The 19,356-nt window shown below is 64.0% G+C and carries 19 protein-coding genes and 1 pseudogene; 18 read left to right on the plus strand and 2 right to left on the minus strand.

Translation table 11 applies throughout. The features are described from left to right. Positions 1 to 25: 25 nt before the first annotated feature. The 15 genes from JN302_RS23600 (at position 26) to JN302_RS23670 (ending at position 16,588) form a co-directional block, all read left to right on the plus strand. Positions 26 to 1,192, plus strand: coding sequence for a D-alanyl-D-alanine carboxypeptidase family protein (locus JN302_RS23600; RefSeq protein WP_202329342.1), 1,167 nt, complete (start codon positions 26 to 28; stop codon positions 1,190 to 1,192). A 193-nt stretch (positions 1,193 to 1,385) separates the two neighbouring features. Continuing rightward, on the plus strand, positions 1,386 to 2,051 hold the full coding sequence (gene tmk / locus JN302_RS23605; protein WP_202314995.1) for a dTMP kinase: 666 nt from the start codon (positions 1,386 to 1,388) through the stop codon (positions 2,049 to 2,051). Beyond that, positions 2,048 to 3,103 carry a DNA polymerase III subunit delta' gene (locus JN302_RS23610; RefSeq protein ID WP_202334418.1) on the plus strand — a complete coding sequence of 352 codons (1,056 nt, stop codon included), beginning with the start codon at positions 2,048 to 2,050 and terminating at the stop codon, positions 3,101 to 3,103. The genes tmk and JN302_RS23610 overlap by 4 nt, the downstream gene beginning before the upstream one ends. A gap of 87 nt (positions 3,104 to 3,190) precedes the next feature. Next, on the plus strand, positions 3,191 to 4,741 hold the full coding sequence (gene metG / locus JN302_RS23615; RefSeq protein ID WP_202305756.1) for a methionine--tRNA ligase: 1,551 nt from the start codon (positions 3,191 to 3,193) through the stop codon (positions 4,739 to 4,741). Between the two features lie 6 nt (positions 4,742 to 4,747). Further along, entirely contained in the window at positions 4,748 to 5,542 is a 795-nt protein-coding gene (locus JN302_RS23620) for a TatD family hydrolase (RefSeq protein ID WP_202305757.1), read from the plus strand. Positions 5,543 to 5,544: 2 nt separating this feature from the next. Beyond that, on the plus strand, positions 5,545 to 6,360 hold the full coding sequence (locus JN302_RS23625) for an MBL fold metallo-hydrolase (protein ID WP_202329343.1): 816 nt from the start codon (positions 5,545 to 5,547) through the stop codon (positions 6,358 to 6,360). After that, positions 6,353 to 6,868 carry a YbaK/EbsC family protein gene (locus JN302_RS23630; RefSeq protein WP_244845845.1) on the plus strand — a complete coding sequence of 172 codons (516 nt, stop codon included), beginning with the start codon at positions 6,353 to 6,355 and terminating at the stop codon, positions 6,866 to 6,868. The genes JN302_RS23625 and JN302_RS23630 overlap by 8 nt, the downstream gene beginning before the upstream one ends. A gap of 766 nt (positions 6,869 to 7,634) precedes the next feature. Continuing rightward, the gene (locus JN302_RS23635; RefSeq protein ID WP_244845847.1) at positions 7,635 to 8,525 is read left to right on the plus strand and encodes a hypothetical protein; all 891 of its coding nucleotides are present in this window, start codon (positions 7,635 to 7,637) and stop codon (positions 8,523 to 8,525) included. Between the two features lie 53 nt (positions 8,526 to 8,578). Beyond that, a complete protein-coding gene (gene nudI / locus JN302_RS23640; RefSeq protein ID WP_244845849.1) occupies positions 8,579 to 9,004 on the plus strand; it encodes a nucleoside triphosphatase NudI in 426 nt (141 codons plus the stop codon). 154 nt (positions 9,005 to 9,158) lie between these two features. Continuing rightward, positions 9,159 to 9,614 (plus strand): helix-turn-helix domain-containing protein, encoded by a 456-nt coding sequence (locus JN302_RS40005; RefSeq protein ID WP_202329346.1) that lies wholly within the window; start codon positions 9,159 to 9,161, stop codon positions 9,612 to 9,614. Between the two features lie 218 nt (positions 9,615 to 9,832). Further along, positions 9,833 to 10,777 carry a TAXI family TRAP transporter solute-binding subunit gene (locus JN302_RS23650; RefSeq protein WP_202334420.1) on the plus strand — a complete coding sequence of 315 codons (945 nt, stop codon included), beginning with the start codon at positions 9,833 to 9,835 and terminating at the stop codon, positions 10,775 to 10,777. A gap of 63 nt (positions 10,778 to 10,840) precedes the next feature. Beyond that, on the plus strand, positions 10,841 to 12,958 hold the full coding sequence (locus tag JN302_RS23655; protein ID WP_202329347.1) for a TRAP transporter permease: 2,118 nt from the start codon (positions 10,841 to 10,843) through the stop codon (positions 12,956 to 12,958). Next, positions 12,955 to 13,332, plus strand: a complete 378-nt coding sequence (locus JN302_RS23660) for a DUF1850 domain-containing protein (protein WP_202329348.1) — start codon at positions 12,955 to 12,957, stop codon at positions 13,330 to 13,332. Before JN302_RS23655 ends, JN302_RS23660 begins: the two co-directional genes overlap by 4 nt. Positions 13,333 to 13,382: 50 nt before the next feature. Beyond that, entirely contained in the window at positions 13,383 to 15,233 is a 1,851-nt protein-coding gene (locus tag JN302_RS23665; protein ID WP_202329349.1) for an ATP-binding protein, read from the plus strand. Beyond that, positions 15,230 to 16,588 (plus strand): sigma-54-dependent transcriptional regulator, encoded by a 1,359-nt coding sequence (locus tag JN302_RS23670; RefSeq protein WP_202329350.1) that lies wholly within the window; start codon positions 15,230 to 15,232, stop codon positions 16,586 to 16,588. Before JN302_RS23665 ends, JN302_RS23670 begins: the two co-directional genes overlap by 4 nt. 12 nt (positions 16,589 to 16,600) lie before the next feature. On the opposite strand, the gene JN302_RS23675 is transcribed toward JN302_RS23670, so the two are convergent. Both JN302_RS23675 and JN302_RS23680 read right to left on the minus strand, forming a co-directional pair. Next, on the minus strand, positions 16,601 to 16,864 hold the full coding sequence (locus JN302_RS23675; RefSeq protein ID WP_342215858.1) for a hypothetical protein: 264 nt from the start codon (positions 16,862 to 16,864) through the stop codon (positions 16,601 to 16,603). Between the two features lie 30 nt (positions 16,865 to 16,894). After that, positions 16,895 to 17,737, minus strand: a complete 843-nt coding sequence (locus JN302_RS23680) for a LysR family transcriptional regulator (RefSeq protein ID WP_202305767.1) — start codon at positions 17,735 to 17,737, stop codon at positions 16,895 to 16,897. A 106-nt stretch (positions 17,738 to 17,843) separates the two neighbouring features. Between JN302_RS23680 and JN302_RS23685 the strand changes: the two genes are divergently transcribed. The 3 genes and pseudogenes from JN302_RS23685 to JN302_RS40010 all read left to right on the plus strand — a co-directional run bounded on the left by JN302_RS23685 (position 17,844) and on the right by JN302_RS40010 (position 19,292). Beyond that, complete coding sequence (locus JN302_RS23685; RefSeq protein WP_202329351.1) at positions 17,844 to 18,236, plus strand: hypothetical protein; 393 nt, start codon at positions 17,844 to 17,846, stop codon at positions 18,234 to 18,236. Between the two features lie 255 nt (positions 18,237 to 18,491). Next, positions 18,492 to 18,833, plus strand: a pseudogene (locus JN302_RS23690) (phosphotransferase); the annotation flags it as partial. A gap of 213 nt (positions 18,834 to 19,046) precedes the next feature. Beyond that, complete coding sequence (locus JN302_RS40010) at positions 19,047 to 19,292, plus strand: ACT domain-containing protein (protein WP_446720767.1); 246 nt, start codon at positions 19,047 to 19,049, stop codon at positions 19,290 to 19,292. Positions 19,293 to 19,356: the final 64 nt, after the last annotated feature.

A 19,356-nucleotide genomic window follows, 5' to 3' on the forward strand; every position in this document is an offset into this window, starting at 1 on the left:
ATCGACGGGCAGGACACGACTTCGCATGGCATTCTTCAGGATCGTCGCGTCCCGGGCGCTGGCTGTTCTTCTCGTGTCGCTTCTGCTCCTCGCGCCGGTCAGGGCGCAGCTCTTCGAGACGCGCGCCACCCAGGCCTTCATGATCGATGCCGACACAGGCACCATCCTGTTTTCCAAGGACCCCGACAAGCCGATACCGCCAGCCTCCCTTGCCAAGCTGATGACGATGGAAGTCACGTTCGATGCGCTGAAGTCGGGGCGTTACAAACTCGAAGACAGCTTTGTCGTCAGCGAGCATGCGTGGCGCACGGGCGGCGCTCCGTCCGGCACCTCCACGATGTTCGCGGCGCTGAAATCGTCGGTCAGGCTGGAGGATCTGATCCAGGGCGTGATCGTGCAGTCGGCCAATGACGGCTGCATCATCATCGCGGAGGGCATGGCCGGCTCGGAGGAGAACTTCGCCGCCATGATGACCGAGCGAGCGCGGACCCTCGGCCTGAAGACCTCGGTGTTCAAGAATTCCACGGGTCTGCCGGCGGAGGGCCAGGTGGTGACGGTTCGCGAGCTGACGCAACTCGCCCTCCACATCTGGAGCACCTATCCGGAATATTACAGATACTATTCCCAGCGGGATTTTACCTGGAACAAGATCTTTCAGCGCAACCGCAACCCGCTGCTGGCCATGGACATCGGCGCCGACGGTCTGAAGACCGGCTATACGGAAGAGTCGGGCTACGCGATCGTTGGCGCGGTCAGCCGCGGCGGCCGCCGCGTCTTCGCGGCCATGAGCGGCATGAGCAGCGATCGTGAACGCGCCGAGGAAGCCCGCAAACTGCTCGATTGGGGCATCGACGCCTTCGAGCGCAATCAGATATTCGATGATGGCGAGGTGGTCGGCGAGGCGCAGGTCTATGGCGGCGAGAAATCCACGGTGCCGCTCAAGGCCAGGGGGCCTGTCGCGATCCTGGTGCCGATCGCGAACCGCGACAAGATCATTGCGCGCATCGTCTATGAGGGCCCGCTTGCGGCGCCCGTCGGGCCGGGCGTCCGGGTCGGCTCGCTGAAAGTCTGGATCGGCGACAGTCTCAGCCAGGAAACGCCGCTCTATACGGCCGAAGCGGTGGGGCTGGGGTCGCTCCATCGGCGCGCCCTCGATGCGATCGCCGAACTGGCCATTGGTTGGATTCGGTAGGGTGGCGCGCCGTCGGGGCGCGCTCCGATCGTCGCCTCGACGGTGTGCGATCAGATCGACCGTGGACCTTTTGGCCTCATCCAACTAAGACACCACGATCGGAAGGGCGCCCCGTCACGAGCGGGCCGCTCCGCATCGAAGCTGGCTACCGCCCACGCGGCGGAAGCCGACCGGCATGAACGGGAAGGCCGCCTTGGCGCGAGGTTTCTTCATTACTTTCGAGGGCGGGGAAGGGGCCGGCAAGTCCACCCAGATCGCACGGCTCGCCGAGAGGCTGCGCGGCTGCGGCCATGCGGTGCTGGTCACTCGCGAGCCGGGCGGCTCGCCCGGGGCCGAGGCCGTGCGCCATGTGCTGTTGTCGGGCGCTGCCGAGGCCTTCGGTCCGATCATGGAAGCGTTCTTGTTTGCGGCCGCTCGCTCGGACCATGTCGAGCAGGTGATCCGGCCTGCGGTCGGCAACGGCGCGATCGTGCTCTGCGACCGGTTCCTCGACTCCTCACGGGTCTATCAGGGCGCCTCCAACGACCTCGACCAGGCCTTCATGGCCAGGCTGGAAGCGGTGGCGATCAACGGCATGATGCCGGATCTGACATTGATCCTCGACCTTGATCCGGAAGATGGGCTGAAGCGTGCCGCGGCGCGGCGCGGGCAGGGGGAGGTCGACCGGTACGAGAAGGAGACGCTCGATGTGCACCGCAAGCGGCGCGACGCCTATCTCGCGATCGCCGAGGCCGAGCCGGAGCGCTGCGTGGTGATCGACGCCGGCGGAAGCGCGGACGAGGTGGAGGCGGCTGTCGCTGCGACGGTATTCGCCAGGCTGGAGGCGCAGGGCGAGGGCAAGGCGGCGGTGGAGGCCTGATGTTCGAACGGATAGCTCCGGAACAGCATGACACGCTGGACGGCATCCCCGAACCCGCGGAGAACCCGGTGCTCGTCGGCCACCACGAGGCGCGCGACGCGCTGGCGTCGGCCTATCACGCCGGCAAGCTTCCGCATGCCTTGCTCTTCGTCGGCCCGCAGGGCATCGGCAAGGCGACGTTCGCCTTCCACTTCGCCTATCATCTGCTCAGCCATGTCGACCACCGCCTTGCGCCAAAGCGGCTGGTCTCGCCGGACGTCTCTTCGTCCCTATTCCGGCAGATCGCCAACGGCGCACATCCGTCGATCCTGCACCTGACGCGGCCGCTCAACGACAAGACCAAGAGCTACAAGAGCGCGGTGACCGTGGACGAGATCCGCAAGGTGAGCCGCTTCCTGTCGCTGACCTCGCATGACGGCGGCTACCGCGTCGTCATCGTCGATCCGGCCGACGACATGAACACCAATGCCGCCAACGCCTTGCTGAAGAATCTAGAAGAGCCGCCGGCGCGCACGCTTTTCGTGCTCATCGCCCATTCGCTCGGACGACTGCTGCCGACCATCCGCTCGCGCTGCCAGATCGTGAGGTTCAACCCGCTTGCCGACAACGAGGTGCTGGCGGTGCTCGGCGGCTTCGATACGGGCCTGCCGGCTTCGGAGACCGAGCGAACCGAGCTCCTGGCCAACGCGTCCGGCAGCCCGCGCACCGCGATTCTCCTCACCCAGTATGGCGGGCTGGAGATCGCCGGCGCGCTCGACCAGTTGTTGCGCGAGCCGAGAGTTCCGGTCGCGCAGGCGCACAAGCTTGCCGAAGCGGTGGCTGCGCGCGACCAGGCCATTGCCTTCTCGCTGTTCAACGACCACACCCTGGAAGTGGTCGCGACGGCGGCCACCGCCGCCGCGCGGGATGGGGAAATCGAGCGGGCGGAGAGATTTTCGCAGGCCTGGCAGGATTTGCGCATTGCGATGAGCGAGGCCGACACTTACAATCTCGACCGGAAACAACACGCGCTGAACATGATCTTTCGCCTGCACGACACGCTCCGAATGTGACGCCGCTTCCGGCGCGGGATGGCTATGGCCGTCCCGATGCGCTATCTCCCGCCCGATCGATTGACCGCCCTGCCAACGGCTTCACACATGTCACGCGAAAAATTCTATATCACGACCGCTATTTCCTATCCGAACGGCAAGCCGCATATCGGCCACGCCTATGAGATGATCGCTACCGATGCGCTCGCGCGCTTCCAGCGCCATGACGGCAAGGACGTGTTCTTCCTGACCGGCACGGACGAGCACGGCATGAAAATGGTGCAGACGGCCCGCAAGGAAGGCCTCACGCCGCGCGAGCTCGCGACGCGCAACGCCGCCGAGTTCAAGCGCATGGCCGGCGTGCTCGATATCTCCAACGACGACTTCATCCGCACGACGGAAGAACGCCACTATGCCGCCAGCCAAGCGATCTGGAAGGCGATGGCGGCCAATGGCGACATCTACAAGGGCGGCTATGCCGGCTGGTATTCGGTGCGCGACGAGGCCTATTACGGCGAGGAGGAGACGGAGCTGCGCGACGACGGCGTGCGCTGCGGCCCACAGGGCACGCCTGTGGAGTGGGTGGAGGAGGAGAGTTACTTCTTCCGGCTCTCGGCCTATGGCGACCGGCTGCTTGAGCTCTATGAGAAGCATCCCGGCTTCATCCGTCCCGCGGAACGTCGCAACGAGGTGATCAGCTTCGTCAAATCAGGCCTGAAGGACCTGTCGATGTCGCGCACGACGTTCGACTGGGGCGTGCCGGTTCCAGGCGACGAGAAGCATGTGATGTATGTCTGGGTGGATGCGCTGACCAACTACATCACCGGCGTCGGTTACCCCGACGAGAAGGCCGAGCGCTGGCGCTACTGGCCGGCCGACATACATGTCATCGGCAAGGACATCGTGCGATTCCACGCCGTCTATTGGCCGGCATTCCTGATGTCCGCGGGCATCGAGTTGCCGAAGCGCGTGTTCGGCCATGGCTTCGTCTTCAACCGCGGCGAGAAGATGTCGAAGTCGGTCGGCAACGTCATCGATCCCTTCGCCCTGGTCGACCACTACGGGCTCGACCAGGTGCGCTATTTCATGCTCCGGGAGGTGCCGTTCGGCCAGGACGGAAACTACAGCCATGAGGCGATCGTCAACCGGACAAACGCCGACCTTGCCAACGGCATCGGCAATCTGGCCCAGCGCTCGCTGTCGATGATCGCCAAGAACTGCGGCGGCGTCGTGCCGGAGCGCGGAGCCGTCACCGATGCCGACCGGGCGATCCTCGAACAGACCGGGGCGGCGCTCGTCGCTGCCCGCAAAGCGATGGCGGAGCAGGGCATCCATCTGGCGCTGGCGGGAATCTTCTCCGTCGTCGCCGAAGGCGATCGCTATTTCGCGGGCCAGGAGCCGTGGGCGCTGAAGAAGACCGACCCGGCGCGCATGGCGTCGGTGCTCTACACGACGGCCGAACTCGTGCGGCGGCTGGCCATATTGTGCCAGCCCTTCGTCCCGGGCTCGGCGGCGAAGCTGCTCGACCTGCTCGCCGTGCCGGCGGGGAAACGCGACTTCGCCCATGTCTCGGACGCCCATGCGCTGACGCCGGGGACGGCGCTGCCGACGCCCGAGGGCGTGTTCCCCCGCTATGTGGAGCGGCCGGAACAGGCCTGAGAAAGCATGCTCGTCGACAGTCATTGCCACCTCGACTTCCCCGATTTCGACAGCGAGCGCGACGCCATCATCGCGCGCGCTGCCGAGGCGGGTGTGGGCCGCATGGTCACCATTTCGACGAGGGTGCGGCGCTTTCCGGCGATCCGCGCGATCGCCGAACAACATGAGCCGGTCTATTGCTCCGTCGGCACGCATCCGCACAATGCCGGCGAGGAGGCCGACGTTACCACCGACGAACTGATCCGCCTTGCTGAGCATCCGAAGGTCGTGGCGATCGGCGAGGCCGGCCTCGACTATTTCTACGATCGTGCGCCGCGCGATGCGCAGGCCAAGGGGCTGCGTGTGCACATCGCGGCGGCAAGGGAGACCGGGCTGCCGCTCGTCATCCATTCGCGCGATGCCGACGACGACATGATCGCGATCCTGGAGCAGGAGACGGGGAAGGGGGCGTTTCCCTTCGTGCTGCACTGCTTCTCGTCCGGCCGGAAGCTCGCAGAAGCCGGCGTGAGGCTCGGCGGCTATGTGTCCTTCTCCGGCATCCTGACCTTCCGCAAGTCGGAGGAATTGCGGGCCGTGGCGAAGACCGTGCCGCGCGACCGGCTGCTGGTCGAGACGGACGCTCCCTACCTGGCGCCCATGCCTTTCCGGGGGAAGCGCAACGAGCCGGCCTTCGTCGCCCACACGGCCGGCGTTCTCGCCGACACGATCGGCGTCGACAGCGGCGAGATCGCCCGTCTCACCACCGACAATTTCTTCCGCCTGTTCAACAAGATGCCGCGCCCTGCGGAACAAGGCGCCTGAACATGGTCGCCGACCGCCTCCGCCTCACCATCCTCGGCTGCGGCTCGTCGCCGGGGACGCCGCGCATCACGGGCGACTGGGGGCGGTGCGATCCGGCCAACCCCAGGAACCGTCGCACACGGGCGTCTGCGCTGCTCGAACGCGTTTCGGCGTCGGGAGGCGTGACGCGCATCGTCATCGACACCGGTCCCGATTTCCGCGAGCAGATGCTGATGGCGGGTGTCAGGAACCTCGACGCTGCCGTCTACACGCACGCCCATGCCGACCATATCCACGGCATCGACGACCTGCGGGGCTATGTGCTCGAACAGCGCCGGCTGATGGACGTCTATGCCGACGGGCCGACCTCGCATCGCCTGTTCGAGGCTTTCGGCTATTGCTTCGAGACTCCGGCCGGCAGCGCCTATCCGCCGATCCTGCGCGCCAATCCGATCGACCATGACGAACCGGTGGTGATCGCAGGCGCCGGCGGCGCGCTCGTGCTGGAGCCGTTGCCGCAGATCCATGGCGATATCATCTCGCTGGGTTTTCGCGTCGGTGGCCTGGCCTATTGTCCCGATGTCAGCAATTTTCCCCCGACCACGGCCGAACGGCTGAAGGGCCTCGACCTGCTGGTCATCGATGCGCTGCAATACCGGCCGCATCCGAGCCATCTGTCCCTTGCCGAATCGCTGGAATGGATCGACCGTCTCGGCCCGAAGAAGGCCGTGCTCACGCATATGCATATACCGCTCGACTACGAAACGGTGCGCGCGGATACGCCCGACCATGTCGAGCCGGCCTATGACGGCATGGTTTTGGAGCTGCCTTGTGAATGACGGAAATGACGGCGGGCGCCGGAAACAGGCGAAATCGGGCAGCGTCGAGCGTGTGAGCGAGGCCGCGCGCGACGCCGGCCTGGACATCGAGATCCGCCGTATGGGCGCCTCGACCCGGACAGCGGAAGAAGCAGCCGCCCAATGCGGCTCGACTGTCGCGCAGATCGTCAAGTCGCTGGTTTTCCAGGGAGAGCAGAGCGGCAAGCTCTATCTCTTCCTCGTTTCAGGCGCGCGGCAGCTCGATATCGCCAAGGCTGGCTCGCTCGCCGGCGAGCCGCTCAAGCGCGGCGATCCGCGCCATATCCGCGACCTGACGGGCTTCGCCATCGGCGGGGTCTCGCCGATCGGTCATCTGATCGCGATCCCCGCCTTTGCCGACGAGACGCTGCTGGGCTTCGACCGCGTATGGGCCGCGGCGGGCGCCCATGATGCGGTGTTCGCCGCCGAGCCCAGGGCACTGCTGGCTGCCGCGGGGGCGACTGTCGCCGACCTCGCGGCCGTCGGCTGACAGCTTCCTCGGGAAACGTAGGTCGTCCCCGGGTGAGACGGACCGGTCACGTCTACGCATCGTCACCGATGGGTCGGTTGTCTGCGTCTCGACCACTTGGGAAAGCGCGCCCACTTCTTTCGCGGGCTTTCCCGGACAAGCTCCGTTCATGGATCGCCGTGGAAAGCTCGGCGCAAAGAAACGCACGAAAATCTCCGGGAGCGTCTTGTCTGTCCGGCGCGGAAATGACCACAATACGAAGCACCGTCGAAGCGACCGTTGCGCGCATCCTCGCCGAGAACCGCCAGAACCTGGGGAAACGCCATGTCCACCAGCCATGATCTCGATGGATTGATGAAATTCCTCCGCCGCGAGGAATGGAGCGAATGCTTCGACGAGATACTGGACGAGCATCTCGGGCCGGTTCTTGACGTCAGTGAGATCGAGGCCGAGGATCTCGCGGAAATCCTTGGCGAGGACTGGGCCGCGGCGATCTGGGGATGCGCCTTCGAAGATTTCCTCACCCAGGATTTCGACGTTGCCGGAGTTAATATCGTCGATGAATATCTGAAGCGCCGCGGCTGGAAGGAAAGCGCAATCGAAGGCCTATATGAAATCGCTCCGCTCTTCGGTCATGAGCCTTTACGAAGTCAGCGACGTGGTTCCGGGGCAAGCTTTCATGGCACGCGACCTCATTCGAGGCGGCGAGCGGATCGCCGTCAGCGAGAGATCGGCAACCAAATCCTTGAAACAATGGGACAAGCTCGCGGCCAGGATCGTACCCGTCATGGGGAAGAACGTTCTTGCCGGAGGTCTGTTACATTTCACGCCTACGGCCACCGATATTCTGTTGGACAGCTTGCGACGCGCGTTCGGCAAAAGGAACAGCAAGAAGCTGCCCGTCATAGAGGATGAGGACCTGCGGGCAGCCGCATCGATGTTCTCCCTCACATGGCTGACGGACACACTCGATCGCGTCCTGACCGACCCTACCGTTGAAAATTCGGACGGCGACGAAATCGAGTTTCACGACGTCCGCTTTCCGTTCGCTGCCGGCGTGACGCAGAAGGACGTGGCTGGTCGGCTGGATGCCATACCAGCATTGTCGAGGGAGAATGCGAATTTCTGGAATTGGCTGGAGGACGAACCAGCAAGTCAGACCGAAACAAGGCTCGGTGAAGGAGTGCGTCTCGACACCGCGATAGACAGCGGTCTGTGTGTCCTGGGCTATCTGGAGTTGAAGGACCGCTCGCTGCATCTGTCCACCAATTCGTCGGCGCGAGCTGCCAAAGGGACGGCCATCGTCCGGGAGGCTCTCGGAGATCTCGTCCGCACTCCGCTCACGGAGATTCGAACCGTCGCGCAGATGATGGCGGAGAGGCCCGCCGGCAATCCGCAACCAAAAACACCCGCCATTCCGCCTGAGATCGAAGAAGATGTCGTCCACCAGTTCCTGGACCGGCACTATCGCGAAACGCTCGACGAGCCTGTCGAAATGCTGGGCAACAAGACGCCCCGTCAGGCCGTGAAGACGCCAAGCGGCCGCAGGCAGGTTGCCGACTGGCTCAAATATCTCGAGAACCAGAACGCCAGACGACCCGATCCTTCCGACCCCATGGCGACATACAGTTTCGAATGGATGTGGGAGGAACTCGGCATCCAGGATCTGCGGCAGTAATCCCGTCCTGCCTTCGTGTCGCGGGGAAGCGGGCCGTCAGAAGGACAAGAACATTGAGACAGAGGGTCATCGTGTGCCCGGTCATTCAGAACGAGGGCGCCTACCTCCTGTGCAAGATGCCGCGCGACCGGGGCGTATTTCCAGGACAATGGGCGCTTTCTGGTGGCGGCCTCGAACCGGGCGAGACAGTCGAGGCGGCCCTGTTTCGCGAAATCCGCGAAGAGCTGGGCGAGGGGCTTCGAATAGAGAAGGTCGTCCCTTGGACGTTCAGGGACGACATCCGGAAGAAGACCTATGCGGATGGATCGATGGAGGAGATCTATATGATCTACCTCATCTTCGACTGCCAGGCCGGCAACCGCGATGTCCGTCTGAACGACGAGTTCGAGGACCATGCCTGGGTGCGGCCGGAGCAGATGAGAGATTACGATCTCAACGACGCGACCAGAACAACATTAGCCGCCAAAGGCCTTCTGTGATTTCCGGTTCAAACCGGATCTGTTGCTTGCGACCTCAAGCAGTGAAGGGTCATTCCGGGTGCACGGCTGGCCGTCGTTTTTTTAGAGTCCCCGATAGGGGATCAGGAAACCCCACGCCTTTAGGCGGCTGGGATGGTGCCGTTTCCGTTGTAGATTGGCCGGATGGAAGCGTACAAGCACGGCGACCACACGGTCTGGGACTGCAAATATCAGCTGTCTGGGTGACGAAGTATCGCTACGCGGCGCTTGGAGGTGGGCAACCGGTGCCGGGCGCTTCTGCGCGAGACGGCGCGCACGGGGTGGTCATTCATGCCGGGTCCATCAATCGCGACCATGTGCACATGCTGCTGTCGATCCCGCAGCGCCTAGCCCGCCCCCTCATGCCTATATCGTCGACCGACGGCTGGCCCGCGCGCTGATCGCCGCCTGCGCCGAAGATCTGAGCGCCGTCGCCTTTGCGACCGGCTTTTCCTCGCACGCGCATCTCGCCACCGCGTTTCGCCAGAGGCTCGGCCTGTCTCCAAGCGCCTTTCGCCGGAGCCTTGCCGGCGGTGGGGTCGCCGCGTCCCACGGGGCAGTGTTGCCGACCGGCCCGCGACCGGCTCGGTGATCCGGTAAAAGGGGACGTGCCGGGCAAGTTTTTGCCGAAGACGGCCGGACGATCGGCAAGATTCCGCCGACCGTCATGCGCAGCTTTCCCTCCGTTCATTTGAAAACAATCACTTAGAGTTGGCCCGTCTCTTGCTGGGTGGGCATCACGCGAATCCGTTCCGGAAGGAAGGCCGCGTCGATCATGCATGAATGGGAGGAATCTCTGTGAATCACATACTGAAACGCGCCGCCATCGCGGCAATCGCCAGCACGTCCATCGTCCTTTCCGCGGCATCGGCGAGGGCGGACGAGTTCATCAACATCCTGACAGGCGGCACGTCGGGCGTCTACTACCCGCTCGGCGTCGCTCTTTCCAAGATCTACGGCGAGAAGATCGAGGGTGCACGCACGCAGGTTCAGGCGACGAAGGCTTCGGTCGAGAATCTCAACCTGTTGCAGCAGGGGCGGGGCGAACTCGCCTTCGCGCTCGGCGACTCCGTCAAGCTCGCCTGGGACGGCAACACGGAAGCCGGCTTCCGGGCGCCGCTCGATAAGCTGCGCGGCATTGCCGCCATCTATCCGAACTACATCCAGATCATGGCGTCGAAGGAATCCGGCATCACGACTCTCGCCGACTTCAAGGACAAGAGCCTTTCCGTCGGCGCGCCGAAGTCCGGCACCGAACTGAACGCGCGCGCCATCTTCGCCGTCGCCGGCATGAGCTACGACGATCTCGGCAAGATCGAATACCTGCCCTTTGCCGAGTCGGTCGAACTGATGAAGAACCGGCAGCTCGACGCGACACTGCAGTCGGCCGGCCTCGGCGTTTCGTCTTTCAAGGATCTCGCAACCTCGGTCGAGGTGCAGATGGTCACGATCCCCGATGAGATCGCCGTCAAGCTCGGCGCGCCCTATGTCGCCGCGACCGTGCCGGCTGGCACCTACCAGGGGCAGGACAGCGACGTGAAGACGGTGGCGGTCGTCAACTTCCTCATCACCCATTCCGACGTTTCGGATGAAACGGCCTATCAGATGACCAAGCAGCTCTTCGAGAACCTGCCGGCTCTGGAGGCTGCCCACAAGGCCGCGGCGAATATCCGCATCGAGGATGCGCTTTCGGGCATGCCCGTTCCGCTCCATCCCGGCGCGGAACGCTTCTACAAGGAAAAAGGCCTGCTCTAACCGCGATGGGCGGCGTCTGCGTCCAGCGACGCCGCCCGCAGCTCGGATTTTCGGGAGGAATCCATGCTCGACAATACCAAAGACCAGAACCAGGCCGCCGGCGCGGCGCTGCATGGGCACGACGCGCTGACCCAGGCCTTTCCGAAGACCTGGGACGGCCGGATCCTGTTTGCGATCGCGCTTGCCTTCTCAATTTTCCAGATCGCCACGGCCGCGCACTTGGTCGACCTGCCGAGTCAGCTCGTGCGTGCGGTTCACGTCGGCTTCGTCACGGTGCTTGTGTTCCCCTTGCTGGCGGCGCTCGCCGGGCGGGGCGGGCTTGCGAAGACCTTTGCCTGGGCGCTTGCCTTGCTCGGCGCGGCGGTCGCCTTCTACCAGTGTTATGATTATACGGCCCTGCTCATGCGTGCGGGCGATCCCCTGCCGCGCGACATCGCCGTCGGCGTCGTCGCTATCGGCGTCGTCTTCGCCGCCGCCTGGGCGATCATGGGACCGGCGCTGCCGATCATTTCCGGCCTGTTCCTCGGTTATTGCCTGTTCGGCGAATACCTGCCGGCGCCGCTCGATCATCGCGGCTATGGCTTCGCCCAGGTGATCGATCACATGGCCTACGGGACCGAGGGCATCTACGGCATCCCGACCTTCGTGTCGTCGACCTATATCTTCCTCTTCATCCTCTTTGGCGCCTTCCTGGAGAAGGCCGGCATGATCCGGCTCTTCAACGATGTCTCTCTGAGCTTCGTCGGCAACCGACGCGGCGGCGCGGCCAAGGTGGCGATCATCTCGTCCGGCCTTATGGGCACCATCTCGGGATCCGGCGTGGCGAATGTCGTCACCACCGGCCAGTTCACGATTCCGTTGATGAAACGGTTCGGCTACCGGCCGGCCTTTGCGGGCGGCGTCGAGGCCACGGCCTCCATGGGCGGGCAGATCATGCCGCCGGTGATGGGCGCCGTCGCCTTCATCATGGCCGAAACGCTCGGCGTCGAATACCACGAGATCGTCAAGGCGGCGATCATCCCGGCCGTGCTCTATTTCGCTTCCGCCTTCTGGATGGTGCATCTGGAAGCCGGCAAGCACGGGCTGCTCGGCCTGCCCAAGGGCGAGTTGCCCTCGGCAGGGGCGGCGATCGCCGAACAATGGTACCTGGTCCTTCCCCTGGCGGCGCTCGTCTGGCTCCTGTTCTCGGGCTATACGCCGCTTTTCGCGGGCACGGTCGGGCTTGCCTTCACGACCCTGCTCATTCTCGGCAGTTCGGTCGCGCTCGGTCTTCCGGGCGGCGTCATCCGGGTCATCTTCTGGATCGGCCTCGGCCTGGTGGCGGCTTCCTTCTTCCGCTTCGGCATCGGCGTGGTCATCGGCGCACTGGCGCTCCTGATCGGCGTCAACGCGCTCTCGAAGGGCGGCCGTGCAACCCTCATGATCTGCCGGGACGCGCTTGCCGAAGGCGCCAAGACGGCCTTGCCGGTGGCGATTGCCTGCGCCCTCGTCGGCGTGATCATCGGCACGATGACGTTGACGGGTGCTGCCAACACCTTTGGCCAGTTCATCGTCTCCGTCGGCGGCAAAAGCCTCTTCCTGTCGCTGCTCCTGACGATGGTGACCTGCCTCGTCCTCGGCATGGGCATCCCGACAATTCCCAACTACATCATCACGTCGTCGATCGCCGGACCCGCCCTTCTGGAGCTCGGCGTACCGCTCATCGTCAGCCACATGTTCGTGTTCTACTTCGGCATTCTCGCGGACCTGACGCCGCCGGTGGCGCTCGCCTGTTTCGCCGCTGCGCCGATCGCCCGCGAAAGCGGGCTCAGGATCTCGATCCAGGCGATCAAAGTGGCGGCGGCCGGCTTCGTCATCCCCTTCATGGCCGTCTATTCACCGGCACTCATGCTCCAGGACGGCGGCTCCATGGCTGCGGCCGTCGGCTATCCGGCCGCCGTCGCATACATTGTCGTCAAGACAGGTCTTGCCATCGGTCTGTGGGGGGCGGCGGTGATCGGCTTCGTCGCTGTCCGGCTCTCGGTTGTCGAGCGGGTGCTCGCCGCCGCGGCCGCCTTCACTCTATTGGCGGCACTGCCCTTGACGGACGAGATCGGCTTCGCGCTTGCGGCCCTGTTCGCATTGCTGATCTGGTGCCGGGCGCGCTCGGGGAGCGGCAAGCCGGTGCCGGAAGCCGCGTGACCGCCCTGGTCTGCATTGTTGCCGGCGGCAAGGCTGTCGCCTTTGCCGCCGCCGTCTTCACGCTCGCCTGGACGCATTGGGTCGAGAAGAGCCGGTGGCAGGAGCGTTGGGTTTCCACGTCACAGGGCTTTGTCCTTGAGGAGGCGCGCGTCCAAGGTTCGGGTGCGGGCATGGAGCCTGGCGAAGACGCCTGCCGCGAGGGCGACTGGTGGGTCTGGACCCCGCGTCTTCCGCCGCTTCCCGAGCTGGTCCTTGCAGCCTCTGGCGCAACCGCCTCCGGCTGGACGCTCTGCGATGCCGATGAATGCCGTGAGCTCGGAGGGCGGGAACAGCAGCCGGTCGTCCTGCAGCACTGTGACAGGCAACGGCCGTAAGGATCTTGCGCGTCTCGTGTTCTCCCTTCAGACAGGAGGCGCTACATTCGATGCAACGGACAATTCCAAGGCAAGTCGGCCCGACAATGGCGCGCAACATCGGCAGGATGACGGTCCTGATGCTGGTCGTGACCAGCATTGCGCCATTCGTCGCCTACCACCTCGCAAGCGTCGCGGCAATCGGCGCCCTGGAGGGGCAGCTTCAGCGAAGCCTCGTCCTGACGAATAGGGCAATCGAGACCGAGATCGAGCGCTTCCGTTATCTGCCTCTGATTCTCGGCGAGGATGCCCGCATACGCGCTCTTGCCGAAGGCGAACGCAGCCCGGCCGTTCTTGAGGCCGCGAACCGTTATCTCCGGACCGTGGTGAAACAGGCCGGCGCAGCCGAGCTCTACGTCCTCGACGACCGCGGCATCGCGCTTGCCGCGAGCAATTTCGCGACGAGCGAAAGTTTCGTCGGTCACGACTACGGCTTCCGCCCCTATTTCCAGGACGCGCTTCGCACGGGAGAGGGGCGCTACTACGCGATCGGCGTCACAACCGGGAAGCCCGGCTATTTTCTCACCTCGCGGATAGACGTATCCGGTCATCCGCCGATCGTCGCCGTCGTCAAGGCTGATCTGCTGCCGCTCGAATTGACCTGGGAGGCCGCGGGCGTCCAGACGGCGATTGCCGACCGTTGGGGTATCGTCTTTCTCTCCGGCAACCCGGATTGGAAATACCGGCCGCTGACAGCGCTTTCCGGCGAGGCCGTCGAACGGCTCTCGAAGGAGCGAACTTACGAGGGCGCCAATCTCGCCGCGACGAAACCGATCCTGCCTTCGGGCGTCATCCCGCCCGCGGGCGAAGCGGACGCACCGGCGATTCAGGTGGAGGAGGGCGGGCAGCAACTCCTGGCGAAGTTCTCCGTGGTCGAGCCGGACGGTTGGCCGGTGCTGGTGGCAACGAGCATGCGGGACACCGGCAAGATCGCCGGCTTCTGGGCGCTTGCGGCGCTGATCGCCGGCCTCGTTTCGACCAGCACGCTATACTTCCTCCATCAGCGCGCGCTCATCATCCGGATGCGGCTGCGCCAGGGCGACATCCTGGAGCGGAAGGTCGCCGAGCGCACGCGGGACCTCGCCCGCGAGATCGACATGCGCAAGCGGACGGAGGACGAGCTTCGCCGCGCACAGGAAGGGCTCATCCATTCCGAGAAGATGGCAGCCCTTGGGCGGATGTCGACAGCAATCGTGCATGAGGTCAGTCAGCCGCTCGCGGCGCTTGAGGCGACGCTGGCGACGGCCGGCGTGCTGGCCGAGAAGGAGGAGGCGGGAAAGGTCGGCGCGATGCTCCTCGACGCGCGAGCCCTGGTCAAGCGCATGCAGCGAACTGTCAAGCACCTGAAGACCTTCGGCCGGAAGGGGGCGTCCGATCTCGAAGCGGTCGATATCGACGTCGTTATCCGCAACGCGCTCGATCTCGCCGCGCCCCGGGCCAAGACCCTCGGCGTCGTGCCGACCATCGATACGCCGGGGATAGCACCGGTCGTCGTTGCCGTCGCAGTGAAGCTCGAGCAGGTGATGCTCAACCTGATCTTGAATGCGCTCGATGCGGTCGAGGGCAGGCAGGCACCTTCGGTCACCGTCCGGCGGACCACGGAGGCCGGGCGAGTGAACGTCACGGTGATCGACAACGGGACCGGCATCGCACCGGAACACCGTGATCGTGTCGCCGAACCGTTCTTCACCACCAAGCTGACAGGCGAGGGGCTCGGCCTCGGCCTTTCCATCGCGACTGCCATCGTGCAGGAATTCGGCGGCGAGATAACCTTTGCGGAGGCTCCTGGCGGCGGTACGATGGCCACGGTTTCCATGCCGGTGGGCAAACGCTCCGCACGTCCACTCGAGGCAGCACAATGAGCCGCGGACATATTCTCCTTGTCGACGACGACCGCGATCTCCTGAAGGCGGCAACCAACTGGCTGGAGGTCAGCGGGTTTGCCGTTTCCGCCTTCCATCGGCCCGAAGAAGCCTATCAGCAACTGATGCGCGACGAGCCGGATGTCGTGGTGAGCGACATCCGCATGCCGGGCATAGACGGCATGACGCTTCTGAACTCCATCATCAAGATCCGCAGCGATGTGCCGGTCATCCTGATGACAGGCCACGGCGATGTTACGCTGGCGGTCAAGGCGATGAAACAGGGAGCGGAGGACTTCATCGAGAAGCCCTATGATGCCGAGCATCTGCTTTCGCTGCTCGACAAGGCTATCGAGAAGCGCCGGATGAAGCAGGAGATCGCCCGCCTTCAGGGCCTGGTCCATGAGGGGAGCGGCGGCTCGGAGATCATCGGCGACAGCCCGGCCATGCGCGATCTTCGCAGCCGCGTGGAGATGCTGGCGGATCTCGACATCGACGTCCTGGTCATCGGCGAGACCGGCTCCGGCAAGGAACTCGTCGCGCAGGCCCTGCATCGGCAAGGCCGCCGCCATGCCGGACCTTTCGTCGCGATCAACTGTGCCGCCTTGCCGGAGAGCATCTTCGAGAGTGAGGTCTTCGGCCATGCGAAAGGCGCCTTCACCGGCGCGCTCTCCGACCGGCAGGGCAAGTTTGAGCATGCCGACGGCGGAACCATCTTCCTCGACGAGATCGAGTCGATGCCCGTGGGACTGCAGGCGAAAATCCTGCGTGTGCTGCAGGAACGCGTGATCGAGCGGCTCGGCGAAAACCGCCTGCGGCCGGTCGATGTGCGCGTCGTCGCCGCAGCCAAGAGCGACCTATCTGGCGAAATCGCCGCGGGACGGTTCCGCGAGGATCTGTTCTACCGGCTTGCGACCGTCGATGTGCGCATTCCGCCGCTTAGGCAGCGCAAGGACGATATCGGCCTGCTCTTCGGTCACTTCGCCTCGCTCGCCGCCCATCGCTATGGTCGCGCCGAGCGAAGTATGTCCGCCGATCTCGTGGCGAGGCTGCGGCAGGAGGAATGGCGCGGCAACATCCGGGAGCTCAAGGCGCGCGCCGAGCGCTTCGCCCTGGGGCTTGATGGGGCCATATCAAGCGGGGAAGCCGAGCCGACCGACGATCCCCTGACCCTGCCCGAGCAGTTGGCCGACTTCGAAGGCGACCTGATCCGCCGGGCGATCGAGGACAGCGACGGCAATACGGCCAAGGCGGCGGCAAGCCTCGGGATTCCCCACCGCACCCTCAACGAGAAAATAGCCCGTCTTGGCCTGAGAGAACGGCGGGGAGAGCCTTCGAGCGAGGCTGCGAAATGATACCGGGCTTGCTCATGCGGCGTGCCCCTGGGTGAGCGAGCGAACGAGCATGAGGCCGGCGACGAGACCGAGGAGCGAAAGAGCGAGCGACGCGGCCGCGTAAATCGCCGCCATCAGCCCTTGTCCGCGCTCCCGGAGGCCGATGGTGTCGAGCGAGAAGGTGGAGAAGCCGAGCACGCCTGTCTGCAAACTCAAGCGCTTCAAGCGCCACGCCCAACGCTGCGAGAAGACGAAGCGAGACTTCGCATCCCTGGTCGCTCTCACCGCCGGCTTCATCTTGGCTTGATCCGTCCACACGGCCTGGCTTCAGACAACTGAAGCCCTGAGTTCCTCGACGGTCAAGCGGAGGATGTTGGACACTGTCTTGCCATTGAAAACGACGCCGACAATTCGAAACTGGGCTATCTCAGGCGCGAAGCGAATTACGGCCATATCCGCAATGTTGGTGGGCAGATGGCGTTCGGGCAGAATTGCCGCGCCCAATCCCATTTGAAGCAACGCGAGAACCGTTTCTTCCGAATTTGCCTGCGCGACGATCGCCGGTTCTGCTCCCGCGGCCGTGAGACTATCCCGAAACCACCGATAGCGTATGCAATGCGGTCGGTCGATCAGATCCAGGCCGTCAAACGCGTCCAATCCGATCTCCTTGCTGAACCGCAATGGGTGCGACGCTGGTACAGCGAGGACGTAGTCTTCGCGCCACAACTCGTTGAAGCCTCTACGCGATTGTCCAACTCCGATCGCGACAATCGACATGTCCGCCTCACCCTCGCTTGCGCAAAACGAGATACGCAAGCCGGGACGACGCCGACATAGGAAGTCGAGCAACGGACGGACTGCGGCAAGAATAATGTCCGGCTGCAGATGGAGTTTCAGAATCGTGTGGTCATTGGCCGAGTTGATCTCACGCTCGATAGCCCGGGCATGCGCGAGCAGATCAACACTGCGGCGATAAAGACGCTCGCCTTCCGGCGTGGGCGTGCAGCCACGGCGGTTACGTTCGAACAGGCGGCATCCGAGCCTGCCCTCCAGCGACTGCAACGCATTTGTGATCGACGGTTGCGCGATATGGCAACGCGTGGAGGCGGCGGTGATGCTGCCCTCTTCATAGGTGGCGACGAAGTAGGTGATCGCACGCAGGTCTAACATAACGATTTTATGGTCATATGATAGCAATAGCATATTTTATCGATACGTCAGGCTGAGGTAAACCCCTTCTGCCCCGCAGTGGCGGCCAGAAGGAAAGGAACCTTGTATGCCTGCAATCGATAACCTGCTGCGCGCATTCGAGCGCGGCGACCTGGAGAGTATGGATGCGGTAACGACAGATGATTTCGATCTTCGGATCGAGCACTATCGTGGTGACGACGTGGATGTCTCTTGGCAGCGCTGCCTCGGCCGCGCCGAATTCCACGCGGTCCTTCAGCGCCTGGCGAGCGAAGTGTTCGAGGGCGGGACACGCATCCTCTCTCTTGACACGCAGGAGCTCGGCAACGGTTGGACGCTTTCGAGTTTTCGTCAGCAGTTCCTTTATCCCGTGCGCAACCGCGAAGTCATTGGCCAGACTTGGATCCTCGCCCACGAAAGCGATGGTCGGATCGATTATTTCCGAGAGATTGCGACGCCCGTCGAGAATGTTCTCGCGTGATTGCAAGATGGTATCCGGGCATCTCGTCCGGATACCACGCAATCAGAAGCTGTCGAGATCCCCCTTGGGAACTGAGGCCGCAACGCCGGAAAGAGGTCGTGATGTGCCACGGCGTCGGCATCTACGGGGAAGGCCCCGCAGCCGGGCCGAGACGAAATCAATGTGCGTCGGCCCTCAACCTGGTCGTCACCGACATCATCATTCACTGAAACACGATCTATACCGGCCGCGTCGTCGATGCTGTGCGCGGGCAAGCCCGCGCTCGAGCTGCTGGCCCGTATTGAACGCGAACTCCCGGTCCGGCTCGATCGGGAAGTCGCCGACCGCGTCGTCCGTCATGGCGATCCCTGCATGCCGAACTTCATGGTTTCTCGTGCGAACCTCCGATGCACGGGCATGATCGATCTCGGGCGACTCGGAGGAGGGGACCGCTATGCCGATCTGGCCTTGATGGTTGCGAATGCCGGGGGGAACTGGACGATAAAGGCTCAGGCCGAGCAGGCTTTTTCAATCCTGTTCGACACTCTGGGGATCGCGAGACCGGACAACGAACGACTTGCCTTCTCTCTCCGGCTCGACCCGCTGACCTGGGGCTGATACTACATCGACCGTCCCAGCACCGCTTGGGCTCCAAGGGCCCATTGCAACGATTTGTGGAGGATGCGATCCTTCCGGGCATGAGCATCACTCTTAGGCAACTCCCGGGAGAATACGCGGTTTCGCGTCTGGAAAATCACCCTTCCAGTCCCATTGTGGGCCGATGGCGACGGGTTCGTCAGCATAAGCCGCACCGATGACGAACTATCCGTCGTGTGCCAGCGTGAGCGTGTGCCCGATGGCGTCAAGTTCGATGACGGCTGGTCGTGCTTCAAGCTTCAGGGGCCGTTCGGATTCGGCGAGACCGGCATCATCTTGTCGGTGATCGAGCCGTTGTCCTCGAACGGCGTCGGCGTGTTCGTCGTGTCGACCTTCGATGGCGACCATCTTCTGGTGAAGACGACGGACGCGGAAAAGACCCGCACGCTTTTGCGCCAGGCCGGTCACCTGCTCGTCTGAAGGGGAACGGTGGGCTGGTCCCGTCAGCAACGGCGGTTCAGATGGAAGCAGGCGCGGCCGCACG

Origin of the sequence: Mesorhizobium sp. L-8-3, from assembly GCF_016756615.1 — a bacterium.
In the GTDB taxonomy this organism is placed as follows: domain Bacteria; phylum Pseudomonadota; class Alphaproteobacteria; order Rhizobiales; family Rhizobiaceae.